We start from the raw sequence: 19,164 nt of genomic DNA on the forward strand, positions 1-19,164 counted from the left end.
TTTATCATATAAATAAGATCGTCCTGTCAACCGCCCTGCCTATCAACCGCCCTGGACGTCCAACGAAAGCGGGGCGGACATCGCTGCCCGCCCCGCCTCCCGTCTCACATCCCGGTGTCCGCGGTCACTGCCCCGGGCTGGGCGGGGTATTGGTGGCCAAGCGCAGGATTTCCGAGGGGATGTCCCGTTCCGGCAGCACCACCTGCACCAGCCAGACATGCCCCCTGTCTTCCTTCACCTCCGCCAGCACCGCTTCCAGATGTTCCAGCGTGGCGACGCGGGCGGCCTTGGCGCCCAGGGCGCGGGCGAACTCGGCGTATTCCCACTTCGGGATCTTGTTATAGGCGTTGAAGGGCTGGTCCTCGGTGTATGTGGCCGAGTTGGTCAGCGCCTGCTCGATGCCATAGATGGCGTTCTCCATGATGAAGACGACCGGGTTGCGGCCGTAATGCGCCATGCTGGAAATGGTCTGCGCCACCATCTGGAAGCCGCCGTCGCCGGCGAACACCACCGGCCGGGCGGCGGGGTCAGCCACCGACAGGCCGAACCCGGCGGCCGACGCATAGCCGATGGCGCCCCAAGCCGCCTGGCTGACGAAGCCGTTGGCCCGGTTCACCGGAATGTTGCAGCTGACGTACATGCTGCTGCTTTCGTCCGGCACCAGGGTCATGTCGGCATCCACCCACGTCTCCATGCGCTTGAAGAAACGGGCGTAGGTGACCAGGTCGGGCGGAAAGGGCTTGTAGTCCGGGTCGATGGTGGCGGGGCCTTTGGTGGCCCAGGGCTGGCGCGCCGGCTGGTCCTTCATCGCTTGGCCCAGGGCGGCCAGGAAATCGGCCAGCGGCACATCGCTGTAGGTTGCGGCGCCGATGCGCACCGCGTTGTCGTAGGCCACGATCATGGTGGTGAAATCGGCCTGGACGATGCCCTCGTAATCGTCGGTGATCAGGTCGCCCGTCACCACCAGCAGGTCGGCGTTGGCCACGGTCTGGTACGTCGTGTAGTCCGACGACGGCCCGGTATAGGTGCCGACGAAACCCTCCGCCGTTTCCGCCAGCACGCTCTTGGCCAGCAGGCTGGTGATGTAGGGGAGGCCGGTCTGGTCGCGCAAGTCGCGGAAGGCGTCCTGCAGGCCGTAGCGCTGAAGTTCCACGCCGGCCCAGAACAGGGGCTTGGCCGCGGCGGTGATGCGGGCCGCGGCGGCGGCCGCCGCCTGGGTGACGGAGGTCTGGTCGCGGGGCAGCTTGGGCACGGCCAGCGCCCCCTGCGGCCGGGCGCATTCGGCATCCCACAGGTTGCGCCACAGTTCCAGGTAGACCGGCCGCTTGTAGGCCAGCGCCAGGCCCAGGGCGCGGTCGATCTCCGCCGGGGCGTGCGCCGCGTCGCGGATGATCTCCGCCGCCACGGTGATGTGCTGGTAGGCGTCGCGGTCGGCGCGGTAGTTGCTGGTGGCGTGGTGCAGCAGGATCTTGTAGGTGCGGGCGAAGGGCCGGTCGGTCGACGCGGTTCCCGGACTGCCGGAGATGGCCACCACCGGCAGCCGCTCCACATACGATCCCGCCACCGGGTTGACCAGGGAGAAGGCGCCCACGCCATAGGTCACGGCGGCGCAGCCGATGCCGCGCAGGCGGGTGTAGGCGTCGGCGGCGTAGCCCGCCTCCAGCTCGGACCGGCAGCCCAGGCGGGTCAGGGGCGTGTCCGGATTGCGCGCCGGATCGTCGATGTAGTCGAACCAGCGGGCGACATAGTCGCCGGGCACGGTGAAGACGTCGCGCAAGCCCGCCTCGTGCAAACGTTGGATGAGGTAGTCGCTGACGGTGAAATGGTCGGGCAAGGGGTTCATGGCGGACACCCTCCGGATAGGGGAACGGGGCCGTGGGCGCGATACCCACGGCCGTCGGGCGGGGCGAAGGCGGTTGGCGAAGGCGGGGCTCACGGCCCCAGGATCGTCTCCGGCAGGCCCGTCAGATACGCGGGCCAGGCCAGGTCGAACTTGTCCTGCAGCACGTGTTCGGCCGTCTGCAGGCACCCTTCGACCCAGCCCTGGTTGTTGGAATAGGCCTCGCCGCAGATGTAGACCTTCTCCGCCGTCAGGGGTTGGCGGATCTTGGGCATCAGCAGGTTGTAGCGGAAGCCGGCCTTCCATTCGTGCCAGCCGCCGCCATAGGGGTCGCCCGACCAGTCGTGGTAGATGGCGGAGTAGGGCTGGTCCACGTCCACCAGGCCATGCACCTCCAGGATCTGCTGGTGGGCGCTGGACACCATGGCGTCGGTGGCGACGCATTCGGCCAGCGGCACCACGCGCTGGTCGTCGCCGGTGGCCGCAGCCTCTTCCTTGGCCAGCGGCGTCACGTTCTTCGGCCGGCGGCCGATGAAGGGCGGGCCATGCTCCAGGCCCTTCCAGAAGGGGACGGTGGTGATGTCGTTGTAGGACGCCATCAGCAGGGAACGGGTGTTGCCCTTCTCCCCGCCCGGCTGGTCCTCCTCCGTGCCGAAATAATAGATCTGGCGCACCGGCAGGTCGGTGATGGAGCGGCCGGCCACCAGGTTCATGGCCCGCCACCACGGATAATCATAGGCCAGCAGCAGCTTGAAGGCGTCCTGGATCAGGACGCTGGACAGCATCTCCTTGACGCCCTTCTGGTCCCAGCCTTCCCAGTCGATCAGCTCCAGCGAGCGGCGGGGCAGGCCCAGGATGATGTCGCGGGCGTGCACGATCTCGGGCGGCGCCCCTTCCTTGTCCTTGGTCTCCTCATGCACGCCGCCGAACTCGGTGTTGACCACCCGGCTTTCGGTGACGATGAAGGTCAGCTTGTAATGGCCGTCGGCGTCCTTCTCGATCTTGGCCAGGCGCCGGTTCATGTGGATCTGGGCGCCCTGCTCGGCCGCCTGCTCTGCCAGGGTCAGGGGCAGGCGCTGATAGCCGCCGGTGATGGCGCGGAAGCCGTCGGTGTTGGCGTATTCCGTGGCCGGCAGTTGCGCCACCGCGTTGGCGTTTGCGACGTTGGCGTCATAGCCGCCGGCGTCCTTCATGAACTGATAGGCCTCGGAGCTCAGCGTCTGCGACATCAGGTTCCAGAAGCCGTAGGTGTACAGCGGGTGGCCGTAGACCCGGGTGTCCATCCACTGTTCCAGGGTCAGGTTCTGGTTGTTGGGCACCAGCAGGTTCATGGCGAAGACCTGAAGGTCGTTCACGGTCTTGCCGCGCTCGTTCCAGCTGAGGTTGTAGGGCACCTGCGCGGGGTCGGCCTGTTGCTTCACCAGCAGGTGCTTGCCGCGCAGGTAGAGGATGTTCTCCTTCTCGCCGATGGGCTGGCCGTCGGCGCCCTTCTCGGGATTGCCCATGAGGAAGATGTGGCTGGGCAGGTCCAGCGCCTCGATCAGGTTGCTGACCATGGGCTGGTTGGACGTGGGGTCGTCCTTCTCCGGCACGATGTAGCGCATGCCGCCCAGCTCCGCCGCCACATTGGGCATGCCGGGAAAGGTCTTGGTGTACAGCCGGCCGCCGATGCGGTCGCTGTATTCGAACAGGGCCACGCGCCGCTTGTCTTCCTTCAGGCCCTGCGGGCCCGTCAGGCGCCAGGCGCAATAGGTGCCGGCGACGCCGCCGCCAATCACCGCCACGTCCAGGATCTCGCTCATCCGATATCCTCCCCCCAAGATGGCCCAAGGATGCCGGCCGCACCATGGGGCCGGTGAACCATGGGGGGTAGAATACTCGCTATGCGAGCAATCTAAAAATCAATGCTTCGTTAACGGGTATTGCGCCGCGCATGACCGCTGACGTTCTGGGCGGCGTCGGGCGCCAGCTTCCAGGCGTCGTAGAGGCTGAGCAGCACGGCCGCCCCCATGACCAGGAAGGCGTTGCGGAAATCCGTCAGGTCCGATTGCCCCTGGGGATGGCCGCGCAGGAAGGCGCCCAGGTTCAAGGCCAGCGCCCCCGCCACCACGCCCAGGCCGGACGTCAGCTGGCCCAGCATGGCGGCCAGGGTGTTGGCGGCCGAGACTTCCTCCTTGGGCACATCGGCGAACTGGATGGTGCCGAGCCCCGTGAACTGCATGGAGCGGAACAGGCCGCCCAGGAACAGCACCAGCCCCACCACCGCCTTGGGCGTGTCCGGCGTGAACAGGCCGCAGGCCGCCAGCGACACGGACATCAGCACGCCGTTGACCAGCAGCACCCGGCGGAAGCCGAAGCGGCGCAGCACCTGGTTGGTCACCATCTTCATCGACAGGTTGCCGGCGAAGATGCACAGCACCAGGGTGCCGGACTGGAAGGCATCCATGCCCAGCACCGTCTGGAACAGCAGCGGCGTCAGGAAGGGCACGGTGCCGATGGCCACCCGCTGCACCGACCCGCCCCAGACGGCGATGGCATAGGTCGGCAGGCGCAGGGCGTCCAGCTTGAACAGCGGTGCCGGGTGGCGGCGGCAGTGGCGGACGGTCAGGACCGACAGGGCCAGGCCCAGGGCGATGCCGCCGACGGCCTGCGCCGGCGCCCGCGCGCCCTGGCCCAGCGTGTCCAGACCGAAGACCAGGGCCACCAGCGCGGCACCCGACAGCAGGAAGCCTTTCACATCCAGGGGCCGCGTGTCGGCCGGGCGCTCGTTGGGCACCCAGGCGACGGTCATGGCCAGGGCCGCCAGGCCCAGGGGCAGGTTCAGGAAAAAGATCCAGGGCCAGTCGGCATAGGTGACGATGAAGCCGCCCAGCGGCGGGCCCAGCACCGGCGCCACCAGGCCGGGCCACACGGTGGTGCCGATGGCCCGCATCAGGTCCTTCTTCTCCGTGATGCGCAGGATGATCAGGCGCCCCACCGGCACCATGGCCGCCCCGCCCAGCCCCTGCAGCACCCGGGCGGCGGTGAAGGTCCAAAGGGTGGGACTGAGGCCGCACAGCAGGGACGACAGGGTGAACAGGGCGATGGCGCCGCCGAACACGGTGCGCGGCCCCATCCGGTCGGCCACCCAGCCGCTGATGGGGATGAAGACCGCCAGCGCCAGCAGATAGGCCGTCATGCCGATGTTCATGTCCACCGGCGCCACGCCGAAGGACCGCGCCATCCGCGGCATGGCGGTGGCGATGACCGTGCCGTCCAGCAGTTCCATGAAAAAGGCGCCGGCGACCAGATAGGTGACGGCGCGGGCGTGGCGTGCGGGGGCGGTGGTGTCAGGCATGGGGCGCGGGATGTGGAGGCGGGGCGACGGGGCGACTATGGCGTGCCGCCCCGCCCCCCGTCTCACGCTTTTAGGTCACCCCACCTTCCAGGCCATGGTGCCCTTGGGCGCCTTGTACCAACCGGGGTCGCGATAATCGGCGGCCACCTCGTCGCGCACCTTGATCACCGTCACCATGCCGCCCATGTCCAGGCCACCATAGGGTCCGGTGCCGGTCATCATGGGCGGTGTGTTGGCCGGGCCGGGCATCATGCCGGTCATGGCCCCCATGTCGCCCATGCCGCCGCCGCCCATGGGCATGTAGCCTGGCAGTTGCGCGCCCAGGCGCTGGGCCACCTCGCCCTGGCTGACGCCCAGGAAGTTGGGGATGTCGTGGCCCATGGTGTTCATGGCGTGGTGGGTCTTGTGGCAGTGGAAGGCCCAGTCGCCCGGGTTGTCGGCCACGAACTCCACCGTGCGGGTGCTGCCCACCGGTACCTGGATGGTGGTCTCAGGCCAGCGGGCGCCCTCCGGGATCATGCCGCCGTCGGTGCCCGTCACCCACATGTGGTGGCCATGGATGTGCATGGGATGCTCGTGCATGGACACGTTGCCGATGCGCAGGCGCACCCGCTGCCCCGTCTTGACCACCAGGTGTTCCACGGCGGGAAAGACCCGGCCGTTGATGGTCCAGGTGTCGTGTTCCAGCATCACCGCCGGGTCGGGGCGCGAGGTGCCCGGGTGCATGGCCCAGGCGTGCAGCATCATGGTGTAGTCGCGGTCGACCTGGCCGATGCCGGCGTCCTTGGGGTGGATGATGAACATGCCCATCATGCCCACAGCCATCTGCACCATCTCGTCGAAATGCGGATGGTACATCTGGGTCCCGTGCTGGCGCAGGGTGAACTCATAGGCCCAGGTCTCCCCCGGTGGGATGGGCGGCGCGGACAGGCCGCTGACCCCGTCCATGCCGGAGGGCAGCAGCACGCCGTGCCAGTGGATGCTGGTGGGCTCCGGCAGCTTGTTGGTGACCAGGATGCGCACCCGGTCGCCCTCCACCGCCTCGATGGTGGGGCCGGGGCTGCTGCCGTTGTAGCCCCAGACCTTGACCTTGAAGCCGGGCGCGAACTCCTGCTCGAACTCATGCGCCGTCAGGTGGAATTCCTTGACCCCGTCCTTGAGGACGAAGGGCAGGGTGCCGCCGTTCAGGGTGATGGTGGCCGGGCGGTCGGTGCCGGGCACAAGTTTGGGCGGACGGGGCGGGGTGACCGACGCCGCCACCGTCTTGCGATCCATGGACATGGTCCGGGATGGGGTGCCGGATACGGTGCCGGGAGGGGTGGGCGCCGGCGTGGCCGGGGCCGTATGGTGCGCGTGGTCCTGTGCGGCGGCGGGGGTTCCCCGCAACAGGGCGCCGGCCCCGCCCAGCAGGGCGGCGGACTTCAGCAGCTGGCGACGGCCCCAGGGAAGATAGGTGGTCATGACGGGCCTCCCGGCTGGGGCGCTTCGTTGGGGGTGGGTTGGGAAACGGTCTGCCGTCCACCGGCCAGGCGGATCAGGTCGCCGTCCGCCAGCCAATAGTCGCGCACGGCGGCGATGTAGCGGCGATAGGCCGTCAGGCGGGCCTGCCGCGCGGCCATGACCTCGAACGGGCTGGTCAGCATGTAGTTGTATTCGGCCATGCCCAGGCGGACCAACCGGTCCTGCAGGGGCAGGACGGTGTGCAGGTAATGGTCCGCCAGGTCGCGGGCGCGCACCAGGCGGTCGCGGGCCTCCCGCGCCTCCGACCGCAGGTCCACGGCCAGTTGCAGGGTGCGCCGCGCCTCCTGCCGGTACTCCGCTTCCGCCTTGGCCACGGCCGGCTGGCCCTGATCGAACAGGGGCAGGGCCAGGGTCAGGGACGGGCCGATGACCAGGGACCGATCGGTCTCCCGCTCCCCGGCCACACCCAACTCCCCCTCCGTCCAAAGGCGGCTGGCGTCGGCCAGGCCTAGGGCCGACGCCTTGGCGGCGGTCGCGCGCCGGGCGGCGTCCAGCTTCAGGTTGCCGGCGATGACGGCGCTTTCCACGGTGGCCAGCCCGGGCTGTTCGGGGGGCAGGGGCGGCAGGTCGCCGGCCACGCTCCACTCGGCCTGCGGGCCCCACAGGCCCATCAGCCGGGTCAGCGTTTCCCGCGTGGCGGTGACCTCGGCGGCGGCCTCCATGTTTTCCACCCGGGTTTCCTCCAGGGCGGCCTGTTCGGTGGCCAGGCGACGGTCGCTGACGTTGCCGGCCTGGTGCAGGCGGACCATCAGGTCATAGGCCGCCTGCGCCGCGTCCAGCGCTTGGGCCAGGGTCTGCGCCTCCTCCAGCGCCGCGCGGTGGCGCAGGTAGGCGGCCCGGGTCTCGGCCGCCAGGTCCACCACCTCGGCGCTGACGGTCAGCTTCACCTGCTCGAACCGGTCCGCCGCCACCTGTCGCCGGGCGGGCAGCCACAGCAGGTCCAGGAAATTGGCGACGACGCTGAATTCCAGCTTCGGCGGCTCCGCCCCCTTGGTGGGAAACTCGGTGGCCAGGGACAGGATCGGGTTGCGCAACAGGCCCGCCTGCACCAGGTCGGCCTGGGCCACGCCCAGATCCTCATAGGTCGCCTGCAGGCCGGGGTTGTTCAGCAGCGCCACCTGCACCGCGCCGTCGGCGGTCAGCGGCCGGGCCAGCAGGGCGGCCACCGCCTGGGCGGCCTGGGCGTCGGCGGCGGCATCGCGGTTCCAGGAGACGCGCTGGGGCACGCGGGCCTCCAGCCGCTTCTGCACATCGGGGAAGCCGGCCTCGGGCGGGACGGTGGCGCAGCCCGCCAAGGCGCCGGCCATCATCAGCGGCGTCAGCCATTTCAGTAAGATCATGGCGTGCTCCCGTGGTGGGAACCATGGCTCATGCCGGGGTCCATGCCGGGCATGGCCGGCATGGGGGCCGCGTCCGGGGCGGGCACCGCCAGGGTGGGTGGGACGGGCCGGGTCCAGGGTGTCACGGGGGCGCTGGCGTCGGCGGCGCCAGGTCCCGGCGGAAAGGCGGCGGGCGCCACGGGGGCGCAGCCCGCCACGGTCGCCAGCAGGGCGACGCGCGCGAGGAAGGGGGGCATGGGAAGCTCGGATATTGGGCAAACCGGTCGCGGGGGAAGGCGCGGGGGCCCCGTCGGGGCGCCCGGGCTTCAGGCGATGCGGTTCGGTCTGGGCGGTCCCAGGGCGGGCGCCAGGGCCAAGCCCGCCCCACGGCTATCGCGGGCGGGCAGCAGCGCCAGCGGTGCCGCGGTACGTACCGCGCCCGGCAGGGTGGACGGGACCAGCAGTCCGGCGCAGCCCGTGGCACAGCCCGCCATTCCGCCGGCGCAGCAGCAATCCGCCGTCTCATGGCAGTCATGGACGGCGGTCGCGACGGGGTGTCGGGCGGGGGTACCGGCGGGGGCGGTGGATGCGGCCACCGTGATGGCCTGCCCGCACTCATGCGCCCGCGCGGGCGCCGACCAGCCCGTGACCAGGGTCACGAGGGCAAGGAACGCCAGCAAGGGAAGCAGGGGCAGCCGGATCATGCCGCCGACTATACCGCCCTGGCCGGCGCCGACAAGGGGGCAGAACCAGGATGGGGGATGGGGCGCGGAAATGATTGGGGGCCTGGGCGTCGCCGCCCGGCCCCCAATGGGTAACCACGGGCGCCCAGTCGGGCGCTCAGTGGCGGACGTGCTCGGCCTTGCCCTTGCGCTTGGTCGAGGCCATGTCGTGCAGCTCCTTCTCGCTCATGGATTTCTCCATGGAGCGGGAGGCGCCCTTCAACTCGCTTTTCTTGATGTCGCCGCGCTTGGCGGCCAGCGCCGCGCCGGCGGCTTTCTGCTGGGACTGGGATTTGGCGGGCATGGATGTCCTCCATTTTCTGGGTTGGCGTTTGCCGGGTGGGTTACCGGGTGGGTTAGAGGCCGATGGTGGTCTCCATCTGCCGGGTGCCGGCGGCCAGGGGTGACGCCACCGGCGGTGCGTCGGCCGGCGCCGGGTTGGTGACATCCGCCTCCTGGTCCTCGCGCAGCAGCGTGCCGCCCCAATAGACGGCGATGAGGATGGCGTAGAGGGTGATCATCGCGGCCACGGCGCCAAAGGTGGCGAACAGCATCGTGTGCAGGAAGACCGGGGCGCTGGCGGGCACGCCCAGCCCGCCGAAGAAGAACGCGCCCATGACGGCGCCGATGGCGCCCAGCAGGGCCTCCACCGTGAAGAACCCCGGCCGGCCGTTGACGATCCTGCCGCAGACCAGGCCCAAGACCACGCCCAAGACCACGCCCAGGCCGACGCAGAATAACAGCTGCATGACGATGTCCCTTCATCTCATCGACGCCCGGGGCGTTGGGCCCCGGCGTCACCCCCGGGGGACCTGTCCGTCCCACGGTCGTCTGTCCTTGGCGTCGGGACGGGGCATGGGGTGGCGAGGATCGGGGCGTTGGGCCCGGCCTTGGGGCTGGGCCATCTTTGTGCAGTCTAAATCAGGCCCCGCCGCCTTTGTTCCCCGCCTATGGTCCGACCGCCTTTCGCCAGGGCGCGCTTCGGCCAAAGCTTCGCTGCCGCGACCAAAGTCCTAGGCGGGTCCGGATGGGCTAAGTCGGAACAATTGGTTGCTGGCGGGGTTGAGTTCGTCAGCGATTCAACACGCGAACCCTGTTCAGGAGGCCCCTCATGATCGGAACCGTCTTGTTGGTTATTTTGATCCTGTTGTTGATCGGCGCCCTGCCCAGCTGGCCCTACAGCAGCGGCTGGGGGTATGGCCCCAGCGGCTTGCTGGGCCTGGTGCTGATCGTCGTGCTGGTCCTGGTGCTGACAGGCAACGCCTGACGCCCGACCTTCGCACTCCCTGTCCCACGCCAATCGACGGAGGACAAGATGACGAGCCAGGACATGGGTCGCCTTCTGGGCGACGTTTCCAGCCACTTCGAACGGCCGCACGACATCGTCGTGTCGGACCAATACACCCGCGAGCAGAAGATTTAGCTGCTGCAGCATTGGGAACATGACCTGCAGCTGCTGATGGTCGCGTCGGAGGAGAGCATGACCGGCGGCACCCCCGGCCAGACCGCCGAGCAGATGAAGGCGGTCTGCGACGCGCTGTCGGCCCTGGGTGGGCTTGAGCGTCCGTCCGGCCCGGGCAAGGTGGGATAGCGCCGCCCTCCAGTCAGAGGTACCCCGCTGCGGACCAAACGGTGGAACAAATCATCGCCGGCCCGGGTTTCACATCATCATTCCAATTCCGGAGACGATAAGGAGATCAGTCCCATGGCGAGCATGAGCATCGACGACGTGACCGGTAAGGCCTCGGACATCGCGGCGGATACCGCCGCCGCCGCGAGCCGGGCTGGCCGCACCGCCTACGACGCCCTGCGCGAAGGCGCCTACGCCGCGGCCGATTTGGCCAAGGCCAAGGGCGACGTCGCGGTGCAGGAGGTGAGCACCCGCGTGGCGGCGCGGCCCCTGACCGCCATCGCGCTGGCTGGTGCCGCCGGCTTCATCCTGGCCCGGCTGTGCAGCCGGTGACCCCCAGATGGTTGGGAACGGCCCCGGTGTTCCGGGGCCGTTCCCGCCGTTTGCCTTCCTTGCAATCCCCCTGGTAAGTCCTAACCTTATGGGGCGTTGCGCGTTTTGGCGCGATTACGCGTAGTCCGTGCAATACAAGGCATCGCCGGCATGATCCAGTCGTCCGCAGGGGCATCACGCGGGGCTGGCCGCTGGCCTTTCCAATCGGGGCTATTCCTACCAGGGGGACTTCGCCTGTGCCTTTCGCCGTTCCGGTACCCGCCCATCCGGTACCCGCTGACGCCGCGTCGCCGGTGCAGCCCGCTCTGTCGTTGCCGGGCCGCCACCGCCCGGCCGATGCCCAGGCGCGTTACCGCGCCGTTCGCCAGGAAACGCTGGACCGCACCCGGGGCCTGACGGCGGAGGACCAGACGCTGCAGTCCATGCCGGACGCCAGCCCCACCAAATGGCATCTGGCCCACACCACCTGGTTTTTCGAAACCTTCCTGCTGGCTGCGCTGGTGCCGGGCTACCAGCCTTTCGATCCCAGTTTCCGCTACCTCTTCAACTCCTATTACGAGGGCGTGGGCGAGCGTTGGCCCCGCCCCGCGCGCGGGCTGCTGTCCCGTCCCACGGTGGCGCAGGTGCTGGGCTATCGCGCTCATGTCGATCGCGCCATGGACGCCTGGCTGGCGGGGGGGCGGCCGGGGGTGTGGACGGTCGCGCCGCCGCCCTGTTGGAACTGGGCTTGCAGCATGAGCAGCAGCACCAGGAACTGATCATCACCGACATCAAGCACGCCCTGTTGCTGCATCCCTTTCCCGCGGCCGTCTTCCCGGCGCCGGCCACGCCGGCGCTGACGGCGGCGGAGATCGTCTGGCGCGGCGTGCCCGCCGGCCTCTACGCCATCGGCGCCACGGGGCAGGAGGACTTCATCTTCGACAACGAGGGCCCCCGCCATAAGGTTTGGCTGGAGGCGTTCGAGATCGCGGACCGTGTGGTCACCAACGCCGAGTATCTCGACTTCATCGCCGACGGCGGCTATCGCCGTCCGGACCTGTGGCTGTCCGACGGTTGGGCCACCGTGCAGGCCCAGGGCTGGCAGGCGCCCCTGTACTGGCAGCGGGCGGAGGACGGCGAGTGGCAGGTGAAGACCCTGTCCGGCGTTCGCCCCATCGATCCCAATGATCCGGTCTGTCATGTCAGCCAATATGAGGCGGACGCCTACGCCAAGTGGGCCGAGGCCCGCTGGCCGGGCGCCCGCCTGCCCACCGAGGCGGAGTGGGAGATCGCGGCGGGCGAACCGGGCCAGCGGCCCGGCGACGACGGCAGTTTCCACGCCCATACCGTGGCCGGCTTCTACGGCGACGTCTGGGAATGGACGGCCAGCGCCTACACCGGCTATCCCGGTTACCGCCCGCCCGACGGCGCCATCGGCGAATACAACGGCAAGTTCATGAGCGGCCAGATGGTGTTGCGCGGTGGATCCCGCGCCACCCCGGCCGGCCATGTGCGCAAGACCTACCGCAATTTCTTCCCGCCGGCCGCGCGCTGGCAATTCTCCGGCATTCGACTTGCGAGGACGACGCCATGACCGTGACGGACGTGATCGATCGTGTGAGCTTCATGGATTTCGAGCCGGCCACGGCCAGCTTCCGCGATGATGTGCTGGCGGGCCTGTCCCACCCCATCCGTCGCATCCCCTGCAAATACCTGTACGATGCGGCCGGCGCCGCCCTGTTCGAGCGCATCTGCGAGCTGCCGGAGTATTATCCGACGCGCACGGAGCTGGCCATGCTGCGGCACCTGGGGCCGGAGATCGCCGCCCTGGCGGGGCCGGAGGCGCAGGTGGTGGAGTTCGGCACCGGCGACGGCCGCAAGAGCCGCCTGTTGCTGAACGCGCTGGATCGTCCGGCCTCCTACGTGTCCATCGACATCTCCCGCGATCAGCTGATCCGCGAGGCGGCTGCCCTGGCCCTGGACATGCCGCGGATCGAGGTGGTGGCCGTCTGCGGCGACTACACCCAGCAGACCCTGTCGCTGCCCACCGTGGGCCGGCGCCGCGTGGGCTTCTTCCCCGGGTCGACCATCGGCAACCTGACGCCGGTGGCGGCCACCGCCTTCCTGGCGCGCTGCGCCAACATGCTGCCGGGTGGCGCCATGCTGGTGGGCGTGGATATCCCCAAGGACATCGCGGTGGTGGAGGCCGCCTATAACGACAGCGCGGGCGTCACCGCCGCCTTCTCCCTCAACCTGCTGGCCCGCATCAACCGCGAGCTGGGCGGCACCTTCGACCTGTCCGGCTTCCGCCACTACGCCTATTTCAACGAGGACCAGTCGAAGATAGAGATCTTCCTCATCAGCCAGCGCGAGCAGCGCGCCGCCGTCGCCGGCCGCTTCTTCCACTTCCGCGCCGGCGAGCGCATCCACATCGAGGATTCCTACAAGCTGGCGCCCGCCACCTTCCAGAACATGGCCCGGGCCGCGGGGTTCGAGCCCACCCAGGTGTGGGTGGACCCGGACGGCCTGTTCAGCCTGCACTGGCTGCTGGCGCCGCTGTAAGCGGAGGGGAACCGGTGGACAAATGCGCTCCCGCCAGGGAAGCTCCGGTCGGGGAGTGAACGGCCTGGAAGGAAGGGCGATGGCGTTGGGCATTACCGGTTCCCGATCGCGCGGGGCGACCGCGTGGTAGGCGGCGATCTCTGGCTGGTCCTGGCGGCGGGCGGCTGCATCGTCCTGGCCGTGGTCCTCATCATACGGCTGAAGCTGCACCCCTTCCTGGCGCTGCTGTGCGCGGCGCTGGCCCTGGCGGTGGCGCGCGGCATGGCGCCGGACCGCGCCTTGGCCGCTCTGCAGAAGGGCTTTGGCGACATCATGGGCGGCGCGGGCCTGGTGGTGGCCCTGGGCCTCACCCTGGGCGCCATGCTCAAGGTTTCCGGCGCCGCGGCCGTCCTGGCCAATGCCACGGTGGGGGCGGTGGGACCGCGCTTGCGGCCCTGGGGCTGTTTGCTGGCCTCCCTGATCCTGGGTTTGCCCCTGTTCTTCGAAACGGGCGTCGTCCTGCTGCTGCCCATCATCGCGGCCCTGCCGCTCACCGACGACCGGGGCGGGCGGCAGCGCCTGCTGCTCATGCTGCCGGCGTTGGCCGGCCTGTCGGTGCTGCACGCCCTGGTCCCGCCGCACCCCGGGCCCATCATCGCGGTGGACCAGTTGGGAGCCGGTGTGGGGCCTACCCTCATGCTGGGCGTGCTGTTGGGCCTGCCCATCGCCGTGCTGGCCGGGCCGGTGTTCGCGGGCTTGGTCACGCCCCATGTCGCGGCCGGGGATGGCACCCGGGCCGAGACGCCCGCCGAGATCTCCCATGGTCCGCTGCCCTCACCCTGGACGGCGCTGGCTGTCATCCTGCTGCCGGTGGTGCTGATCGCCGCCAAGGCGGTGCCGGCGCTGAGCCATGGGCCTGTGCTGTCCCTGCTGGGCGCCCCGCCGGTGGCCCTGCTGCTGGCCAACCTGGTGGCCTTGGCCGCCTTCTTCGGCCCCGGAACGGGCGCCGGAGGAACAGGGGGTGGGGGAAAGCCGGTCGATTGGGACGCGCTGTGGCACGAGGCCATGGCTCCGGCGGCCAGCATCCTGCTCAGCATCGCCGGCGGCGGCGCCTTCAAGCAGGTGCTGGTGGAGGCCGGGCTGGCCGACACGCTGGCGCGCTTCGCCCAGCAGGGGGCGGTGTCGCCCATCCTGCTGGCCTGGGGCATCGCCGTGATGATCCGCCTGGCCACGGGCTCGGCCACCGTCGCCACCATCACAGCCTCAGGTGCCTTGACTTCGGTCGCGGCCACGTCCGGCGTGGCGCCGGAATGGCTGGTGCTGGCGGTGGGCGCCGGCTCGCTGTTCTTCTCCCACGTCAACGACCCGGGCTTCTGGCTGGTGAAGAACTACCTGGGCCTCAGCACGGCCGACACGCTGAAGACCTGGTCGGTGATGGAAACCATCGTCTCCGTCACCGGCCTGATCCTGGTGCTGGCCGCCAGCCACCTGTTCTGATCTTGGGCCCCAAAAAGCCAATAGCGTGGGAGCCTTCCCGCGCTATTGGTAGCCCGCGACCGCGGGCGCCGGAGCTTTCCGGGGAGCGTAGCGGACTGGAAAGCGAGGAAGGCAAGGGCCCGGATGGGCCCGCCCGGCGCCTGAGGGAAAAACCTAAGCCGCCAGACCGTACCGCTTGAGCAGCGCGTCGTTCTCCGGCTCGCGGCCCCGGAAGGCGATATAGCTGTCCAGCGCGGGGCGGGAGGAGCCCACGGCCAGGACCTGGGCGCGGAAGGCCTCGCCGGCCACCGCCCTGTCGCCCTCCAGGAACTTGCCGAAGCCGTCCAGCGACAGCCGTTCCGCCCACAGATAGCTGTAGTAGCCGGCGGCGTAGCCCCCGGCGAAGATGTGGGTGAAGGCGTGGGCGAAGCGGTGCCATTCCGGCGGGGTCAGCACCGCCACCTCCGCCCGCACCCGCTCCAGCAAGGCCTGGACGCCGGCGGCATCGGTGATCCCGGCGTCCAGGTGCATCTGCAGGTCGAACAGGGCGAACTCCACCTGGCGCAGCAGCGCCAGCGCCGCCTGGAAGCGCTGGGCCCCCAGCATGGCGTCGAACAGCGCGTCGGGCAGGGGCTCCCCGGTGTCGACATGGCCGGACATGGAGCGCAGCACCTGCCGGTCCCAGGCGAAGTTCTCCAGCAGCTGGCTGGGCAGTTCCACCGCGTCCCACTCAAAGCCGGTGACGCCGCTGATGGAGGGGTAGTCGACTTCGCTCAGCACATGGTGCAGGCAGTGCCCCATCTCATGTAGCAGGGTCAGCACGTCGCCATGGCTCAACAGGCTGGGCTTGCCCCCCGCCGGCGGGGCGAAGTTGCAGTTGAGGTAGGCGACAGGCAGTTGCGTCCCGTCTTGCCGCTTCAGGCGGGCGCGGCACACCGCCATCCAGGCGCCGCCCTTCTTGCCGGTGCGGGCGAACAGGTCCATGTACAGCCCGGCGAAGGGCACGCCATCGCGCGACAGGGTGTAGTAGCGCACGTCCTTGTGCCAGACGCGGGTGCCCGGCTCTTCCGTCAGGGTGATGCCGAAGACGTCGCGCAGCAGGGCCAGCAGGCCGTCCAGCACGCGGGGCAGGGGGAAGTAGGTCTTGATCTTCTGGTCGTCGACGCTGTGCAGCGCCTGGCGCAGCTTCTCCGCCACATAGCCGTTGTCCCAGGGCTCCAGCGCGTCGATGCCCAGCGTGTCGCGGGCGAAGGCCTCCAGCTGCGCCTTGTCGGCCAGGGCCGGTTCACGGGCCCGGCGGGCCAGGTCGCGGAGGAAGTCCACGACCTCGGCACCTGAGCGCGCCATCTTGGTGGCCAGCGACAGGTCGACCGGGTCCTTGAAGCCCAGCAGCGCGGCCGCCTCGCGCCGCAGGGCCAGGATGGCGCCCATGCGGTCGCTGTTGTCCAAGGTCTCCGGCCCGTTTTTCTGGTCGAGGGGACCCTGGTCGGAGGCGCGGGTGCCATAGGCGCGGTAGACGCGGGCGCGCAGGTCGCGGTTGTCGGCATAGGTCAGGATGGCGCGCACCGAGGGCTGGTGCAGGGTGACGGCCCAGCCATCCAGGTTACGCGCCGCCGCCAGGCTGGCCAGCATGGCCTTGTCGGCCTCGGGCACGCCGGCCAGCAGGGCCTCGTCCGTGATGTGCTCCACCCAGGCCTCGGTCGCGTCGAGCACGGCGCTGCTGTAGGCGGTCTGCAGGCGGCCCAGCTCCACCTGCAGGGCGGCGAAGCGCTCCCGCTCGGCCGGCGGCAGGGCCACGCCGCCCAGCTTGAAGTTGCGCAGGCTCAGCTCCACCAGGCGCCGCTCCGTCGCGCCCAGGACGGACGTGTCCACGGCGGCGTAGGCGGCGTAAAGGTCGGGGTTCTGCGCGACGGAGGAGGAATAGCCGATCAGCCGCTCCAGGGCCGTGGCATGGGCGGCGCGCAGCTCGGGCGTGTCGGCCACGCTGTGCAGGTGGCTGACCGTGGCCCACAGGTCGGACAGGTCGGCCTCAGCCTGTTCCATGGCGCGGCAGACGGCGTCGAAGCCACGGTCGCTTCCCTTGATGACGGCCTGGACCACGGCGTCATGCCGGGCGATGGCGGCCTCCAGCGCCGGGCCCACATGCTCCGGCTTCACCGCGTCGAAGGCGGGCAGGCCGGTTGTGGCCAGCAGGGGGTTGTCAGCGGCGGCGTCGGTGTTGGTGGGCGGGGTGCTCATGGGGGCGCTCAAGTCCTTGGTCTGGGCGTGCCGGTTTCAGCTCCACCGTCCCATATGGGATGCCCATCGCGCAATTATGAGAGGGCACGGCGGGCGCGGCGGCGCACCCGTGATGTGCCGCATCCTGTGGCGGGAATCTATGCGGATGAGCCCGCGCACGGATGGATGCCGCCGCCTATCATTTCCAGGCGATCCCAGGGGGCGACGTCACGCCCGGCCCCCCTAATTCTCCCGCACGGGGTACCCATGACGCGTCAGTCGACAGGGGGGCGGTCAGGCGCCACGGTTTCCCCTTCATCAGGGAATGGTGGAAAACGGTTTGAGAAACCGGCACTTTCCCCATTAACCAAGGTGGGACGGGGGACGTCCCGGAAAAGGCAGTACGTGGTGGGTTCCGGCCTGGAGACGGAAATGATGGATCAGCGAGGGTTCGCCGCGCGGATGGCGGCGGGCTGGGCCGGTCTATGACGGGCGGGTCCGCGCATCGCGTCCTGCTGGTCGAGGATTCGCCGACGCAGGCCCTGCAATTGCAGATGATGCTGGAACGCCAGGGATGGTCCGTCACCGTTTGTGGCGACGCCGAAAGCTCGCTTGAGCAGCTGGGCCGGGAAATGCCCGACCTGGCCATCGTCGATTACCACCTGCCACGCATGAACGGGGACGAATTCGTGCGCCGCGTGCGCATGGACATGCGCACCCGCGGCCTGTCCGTCCTGATGCTGACCGACAGCCACGCCGCCGACCGGGAACGCCAGGGGTATGATAGCGGCGCTGACGCCTATGTGCCCAAGTCGGTCGACACCGACATCCTGCTGAGCCGGGTGGGCGCCCTGCTGCGCAAGACCACGGCGGCGGCGGTCCAGGCGCCGGTCGACATCCGGCAGAGCCGCCTGCTGGTGGTGGACGACAGCCCCACCTACCTGTTTTTCATCACCGCCCAGTTGCAGGAGGACGGGCACGAGGTGATCGGCGTCTCCAGCGGGCGCGAGGCGCTGGCCCGCATGGCCGAGGAGAAGTTCGACTGCGTCGTGGTCGACCTGGTCATGCCCGAGATGAGCGGCACGGAGCTGTGCCAGCACCTGGACCGGATGCGCCGCCAGCATGACCGCCTGTTCCAGATCATCATCCTGACCTCCCGCGACAACAAGGAGGACATGATGCGCGGCCTGGAGGCGGGGGCCGACGACTTCGTGGGCAAGGCCGGCGAGAGCGAAATCCTGAAGGCCCGCATCCGCGCCCTGCTGCGCCGCAAGTTCCTGCATGAGGAGAACCTGCGCATCAGCGGCGAATTCCGGGACAAGGAATTGGAGCTGGAGCGCACGCGCGACGAACGGCGCATCGCCCAGGAGCGCGCCGCCATGACGGAGGCGCTGGAACGGTCGCACGCCGAGCTGGCGCAGGCGTACCAGGAGCTGCAGGGCACGCAGGCGCAGTTGGTGCAGGCGGCCAAGATGGCCTCGCTGGGCGCGCTGGTGGCCGGCATCGCGCATGAGCTGAACAACCCGCTGGCCTTCGTCGGCAACCACCTGGGCACCGTGCTGCGCTGCCTGGAGACCATCACGCCGGAGGTGCAGGGCCACCTCTCGGACAAGGGCGCCCGCGACCTGGACAAGATGCGCCAACGGCTGGACGCCATGCGCCTGGGCATCGACCGGGTGGAAAACCTGGTGGTGAAGCTGCGCACCTTCTCCCGCCTGGACGAGGCCGAGGTGAAGGAGGTGGAGATCGAGGACAGCCTGGAATCGGTGCTGACCCTGCTGCAGCACAAGCTGTCGGACCGGATCACGGTGGAGCGGCGGTATGAGGGACCCAAGCGCATCACCTGCCAGCCGGGGCCGCTGAACCAGGTGCTGATGAACGTGGTGGGCAACGCCATCGACGCCATCGAGGGGGCGGGCACCATCACCCTGGCGACGGGCCGGAACGGGGGCATGTTCCGCCTGTCCGTGCGGGATACGGGCCACGGCATCCCGGCCGCCATCCGCGACCGCATCTGCGAGCCCTTCTTCACCACCAAGCCGGTGGGCTCAGGCACTGGCCTTGGCCTTTCCATTTCCTATAGCATCATCCAACGCCACCGGGGGCGGTTGGAATTCCATAGTGAAGAGGGGCGGGGTACAGAGGTGGTGATCGAGATCCCCATGGACGGGGCGTCCGCCGGCGCGCCGCCCTTGCCTGGCCCTGTGCAAACGGCGCATGCGATGCCGGGGGAAGCATGATGCCGGGGG

18 protein-coding genes are annotated in these 19,164 nt (G+C 69.4%); 8 read left to right on the top strand and 10 right to left on the bottom strand.

What is annotated here, in order from left to right; all coding sequences use genetic code 11:
- Window positions 1-124: 124 nt before the first annotated feature.
- The 9 genes from UAJ10_RS24240 to UAJ10_RS24280 all read right to left on the bottom strand — a co-directional run bounded on the left by UAJ10_RS24240 (window position 125) and on the right by UAJ10_RS24280 (window position 9,488).
- Window positions 125-1,843 (bottom strand): alpha-keto acid decarboxylase family protein, encoded by a 1,719-nt coding sequence (locus UAJ10_RS24240; protein ID WP_322917819.1) that lies wholly within the window; start codon window positions 1,841-1,843, stop codon window positions 125-127.
- An 89-nt stretch (window positions 1,844-1,932) separates the two neighbouring features.
- Entirely contained in the window at window positions 1,933-3,642 is a 1,710-nt protein-coding gene (locus UAJ10_RS24245) for a flavin monoamine oxidase family protein (protein WP_322917820.1), read from the bottom strand.
- 110 nt (window positions 3,643-3,752) lie between these two features.
- Window positions 3,753-5,177 carry an MFS transporter gene (locus UAJ10_RS24250; RefSeq protein WP_322917822.1) on the bottom strand — a complete coding sequence of 475 codons (1,425 nt, stop codon included), beginning with the start codon at window positions 5,175-5,177 and terminating at the stop codon, window positions 3,753-3,755.
- A gap of 75 nt (window positions 5,178-5,252) precedes the next feature.
- On the bottom strand, window positions 5,253-6,638 hold the full coding sequence (locus UAJ10_RS24255) for a multicopper oxidase family protein (RefSeq protein WP_322917823.1): 1,386 nt from the start codon (window positions 6,636-6,638) through the stop codon (window positions 5,253-5,255).
- Window positions 6,635-8,038, bottom strand: a complete 1,404-nt coding sequence (locus UAJ10_RS24260) for a TolC family protein (protein WP_322917824.1) — start codon at window positions 8,036-8,038, stop codon at window positions 6,635-6,637. Before UAJ10_RS24260 ends, UAJ10_RS24255 begins: the two co-directional genes overlap by 4 nt.
- Entirely contained in the window at window positions 8,035-8,274 is a 240-nt protein-coding gene (locus UAJ10_RS24265) for a hypothetical protein (RefSeq protein WP_322917825.1), read from the bottom strand. The genes UAJ10_RS24260 and UAJ10_RS24265 overlap by 4 nt, the downstream gene beginning before the upstream one ends.
- A 69-nt stretch (window positions 8,275-8,343) precedes the next feature.
- Window positions 8,344-8,721: a hypothetical protein gene (locus UAJ10_RS24270; protein ID WP_322917826.1), complete on the bottom strand. Its 378-nt coding sequence runs from the start codon at window positions 8,719-8,721 to the stop codon at window positions 8,344-8,346.
- Window positions 8,722-8,857: 136 nt separating this feature from the next.
- The gene (locus tag UAJ10_RS24275; RefSeq protein ID WP_145752455.1) at window positions 8,858-9,043 is read right to left on the bottom strand and encodes a DUF3008 family protein; all 186 of its coding nucleotides are present in this window, start codon (window positions 9,041-9,043) and stop codon (window positions 8,858-8,860) included.
- 52 nt (window positions 9,044-9,095) lie between these two features.
- Window positions 9,096-9,488, bottom strand: a complete 393-nt coding sequence (locus UAJ10_RS24280) for a hypothetical protein (protein WP_322917827.1) — start codon at window positions 9,486-9,488, stop codon at window positions 9,096-9,098.
- A gap of 362 nt (window positions 9,489-9,850) precedes the next feature.
- On the opposite strand from UAJ10_RS24280, the gene UAJ10_RS24285 reads away from it, so the two are divergent.
- The 7 genes from UAJ10_RS24285 (at window position 9,851) to UAJ10_RS24315 (ending at window position 14,719) form a co-directional block, all read left to right on the top strand.
- Window positions 9,851-10,006 (top strand): DUF3309 family protein, encoded by a 156-nt coding sequence (locus tag UAJ10_RS24285; RefSeq protein WP_322917828.1) that lies wholly within the window; start codon window positions 9,851-9,853, stop codon window positions 10,004-10,006.
- A 192-nt stretch (window positions 10,007-10,198) separates the two neighbouring features.
- Window positions 10,199-10,330: a hypothetical protein gene (locus tag UAJ10_RS24290; protein ID WP_322917829.1), complete on the top strand. Its 132-nt coding sequence runs from the start codon at window positions 10,199-10,201 to the stop codon at window positions 10,328-10,330.
- A 114-nt stretch (window positions 10,331-10,444) separates the two neighbouring features.
- On the top strand, window positions 10,445-10,702 hold the full coding sequence (locus UAJ10_RS24295) for a hypothetical protein (protein WP_138918527.1): 258 nt from the start codon (window positions 10,445-10,447) through the stop codon (window positions 10,700-10,702).
- A 236-nt stretch (window positions 10,703-10,938) separates the two neighbouring features.
- The gene (locus tag UAJ10_RS24300; protein ID WP_322917830.1) at window positions 10,939-11,460 is read left to right on the top strand and encodes a DinB family protein; all 522 of its coding nucleotides are present in this window, start codon (window positions 10,939-10,941) and stop codon (window positions 11,458-11,460) included.
- Window positions 11,394-12,275, top strand: coding sequence for an ergothioneine biosynthesis protein EgtB (egtB, locus tag UAJ10_RS24305; protein ID WP_322917831.1), 882 nt, complete (start codon window positions 11,394-11,396; stop codon window positions 12,273-12,275). The genes UAJ10_RS24300 and egtB overlap by 67 nt, the downstream gene beginning before the upstream one ends.
- Window positions 12,272-13,243 carry an L-histidine N(alpha)-methyltransferase gene (gene egtD, locus UAJ10_RS24310; RefSeq protein WP_322917832.1) on the top strand — a complete coding sequence of 324 codons (972 nt, stop codon included), beginning with the start codon at window positions 12,272-12,274 and terminating at the stop codon, window positions 13,241-13,243. The genes egtB and egtD overlap by 4 nt, the downstream gene beginning before the upstream one ends.
- Window positions 13,244-13,366: 123 nt before the next feature.
- Window positions 13,367-14,719, top strand: coding sequence for a GntP family permease (locus UAJ10_RS24315; protein ID WP_322917834.1), 1,353 nt, complete (start codon window positions 13,367-13,369; stop codon window positions 14,717-14,719).
- A 153-nt stretch (window positions 14,720-14,872) separates the two neighbouring features.
- Here the strand turns inward: UAJ10_RS24315 and UAJ10_RS24320 are convergent, their stop codons facing one another.
- The gene (locus UAJ10_RS24320) at window positions 14,873-16,936 is read right to left on the bottom strand and encodes a M3 family metallopeptidase (RefSeq protein ID WP_322917836.1); all 2,064 of its coding nucleotides are present in this window, start codon (window positions 16,934-16,936) and stop codon (window positions 14,873-14,875) included.
- 464 nt (window positions 16,937-17,400) lie between these two features.
- On the opposite strand from UAJ10_RS24320, the gene UAJ10_RS24325 reads away from it, so the two are divergent.
- On the top strand, window positions 17,401-19,155 hold the full coding sequence (locus tag UAJ10_RS24325; RefSeq protein ID WP_322917837.1) for a response regulator: 1,755 nt from the start codon (window positions 17,401-17,403) through the stop codon (window positions 19,153-19,155).
- Window positions 19,156-19,164 lie beyond the last annotated feature (9 nt).

The sequence above is a fragment of the Nitrospirillum guaranorum genome, assembly GCF_034653275.1.
Taxonomy (GTDB): domain Bacteria; phylum Pseudomonadota; class Alphaproteobacteria; order Azospirillales; family Azospirillaceae; genus Nitrospirillum.

Excerpts from the sequence above, each read along its gene's own strand:
- UAJ10_RS24275 (WP_145752455.1), bottom strand. The coding sequence starts at position 9,043 with ATGCCCGCCAAATCCCAGTCCCAGCAGAAAGCCGCCGGCGCGGCGCTG.
- UAJ10_RS24260 (WP_322917824.1), bottom strand. The coding sequence starts at position 8,038 with ATGATCTTACTGAAATGGCTGACGCCGCTGATGATGGCCGGCGCCTTG.
- UAJ10_RS24320 (WP_322917836.1), bottom strand. The coding sequence starts at position 16,936 with ATGAGCACCCCGCCCACCAACACCGACGCCGCCGCTGACAACCCCCTG.
- UAJ10_RS24255 (WP_322917823.1), bottom strand. The coding sequence starts at position 6,638 with ATGACCACCTATCTTCCCTGGGGCCGTCGCCAGCTGCTGAAGTCCGCC.
- UAJ10_RS24240 (WP_322917819.1), bottom strand. The coding sequence starts at position 1,843 with ATGAACCCCTTGCCCGACCATTTCACCGTCAGCGACTACCTCATCCAA.
- UAJ10_RS24290 (WP_322917829.1), top strand. The coding sequence starts at position 10,199 with ATGGTCGCGTCGGAGGAGAGCATGACCGGCGGCACCCCCGGCCAGACC.
- egtD (WP_322917832.1), top strand. The coding sequence starts at position 12,272 with ATGACCGTGACGGACGTGATCGATCGTGTGAGCTTCATGGATTTCGAG.
- UAJ10_RS24250 (WP_322917822.1), bottom strand. The coding sequence starts at position 5,177 with ATGCCTGACACCACCGCCCCCGCACGCCACGCCCGCGCCGTCACCTAT.
- UAJ10_RS24265 (WP_322917825.1), bottom strand. The coding sequence starts at position 8,274 with ATGCCCCCCTTCCTCGCGCGCGTCGCCCTGCTGGCGACCGTGGCGGGC.
- UAJ10_RS24295 (WP_138918527.1), top strand. The coding sequence starts at position 10,445 with ATGGCGAGCATGAGCATCGACGACGTGACCGGTAAGGCCTCGGACATC.
- UAJ10_RS24245 (WP_322917820.1), bottom strand. The coding sequence starts at position 3,642 with ATGAGCGAGATCCTGGACGTGGCGGTGATTGGCGGCGGCGTCGCCGGC.
- UAJ10_RS24325 (WP_322917837.1), top strand. The coding sequence starts at position 17,401 with ATGACGGGCGGGTCCGCGCATCGCGTCCTGCTGGTCGAGGATTCGCCG.
- UAJ10_RS24285 (WP_322917828.1), top strand. The coding sequence starts at position 9,851 with ATGATCGGAACCGTCTTGTTGGTTATTTTGATCCTGTTGTTGATCGGC.
- UAJ10_RS24280 (WP_322917827.1), bottom strand. The coding sequence starts at position 9,488 with ATGCAGCTGTTATTCTGCGTCGGCCTGGGCGTGGTCTTGGGCGTGGTC.
- UAJ10_RS24270 (WP_322917826.1), bottom strand. The coding sequence starts at position 8,721 with ATGATCCGGCTGCCCCTGCTTCCCTTGCTGGCGTTCCTTGCCCTCGTG.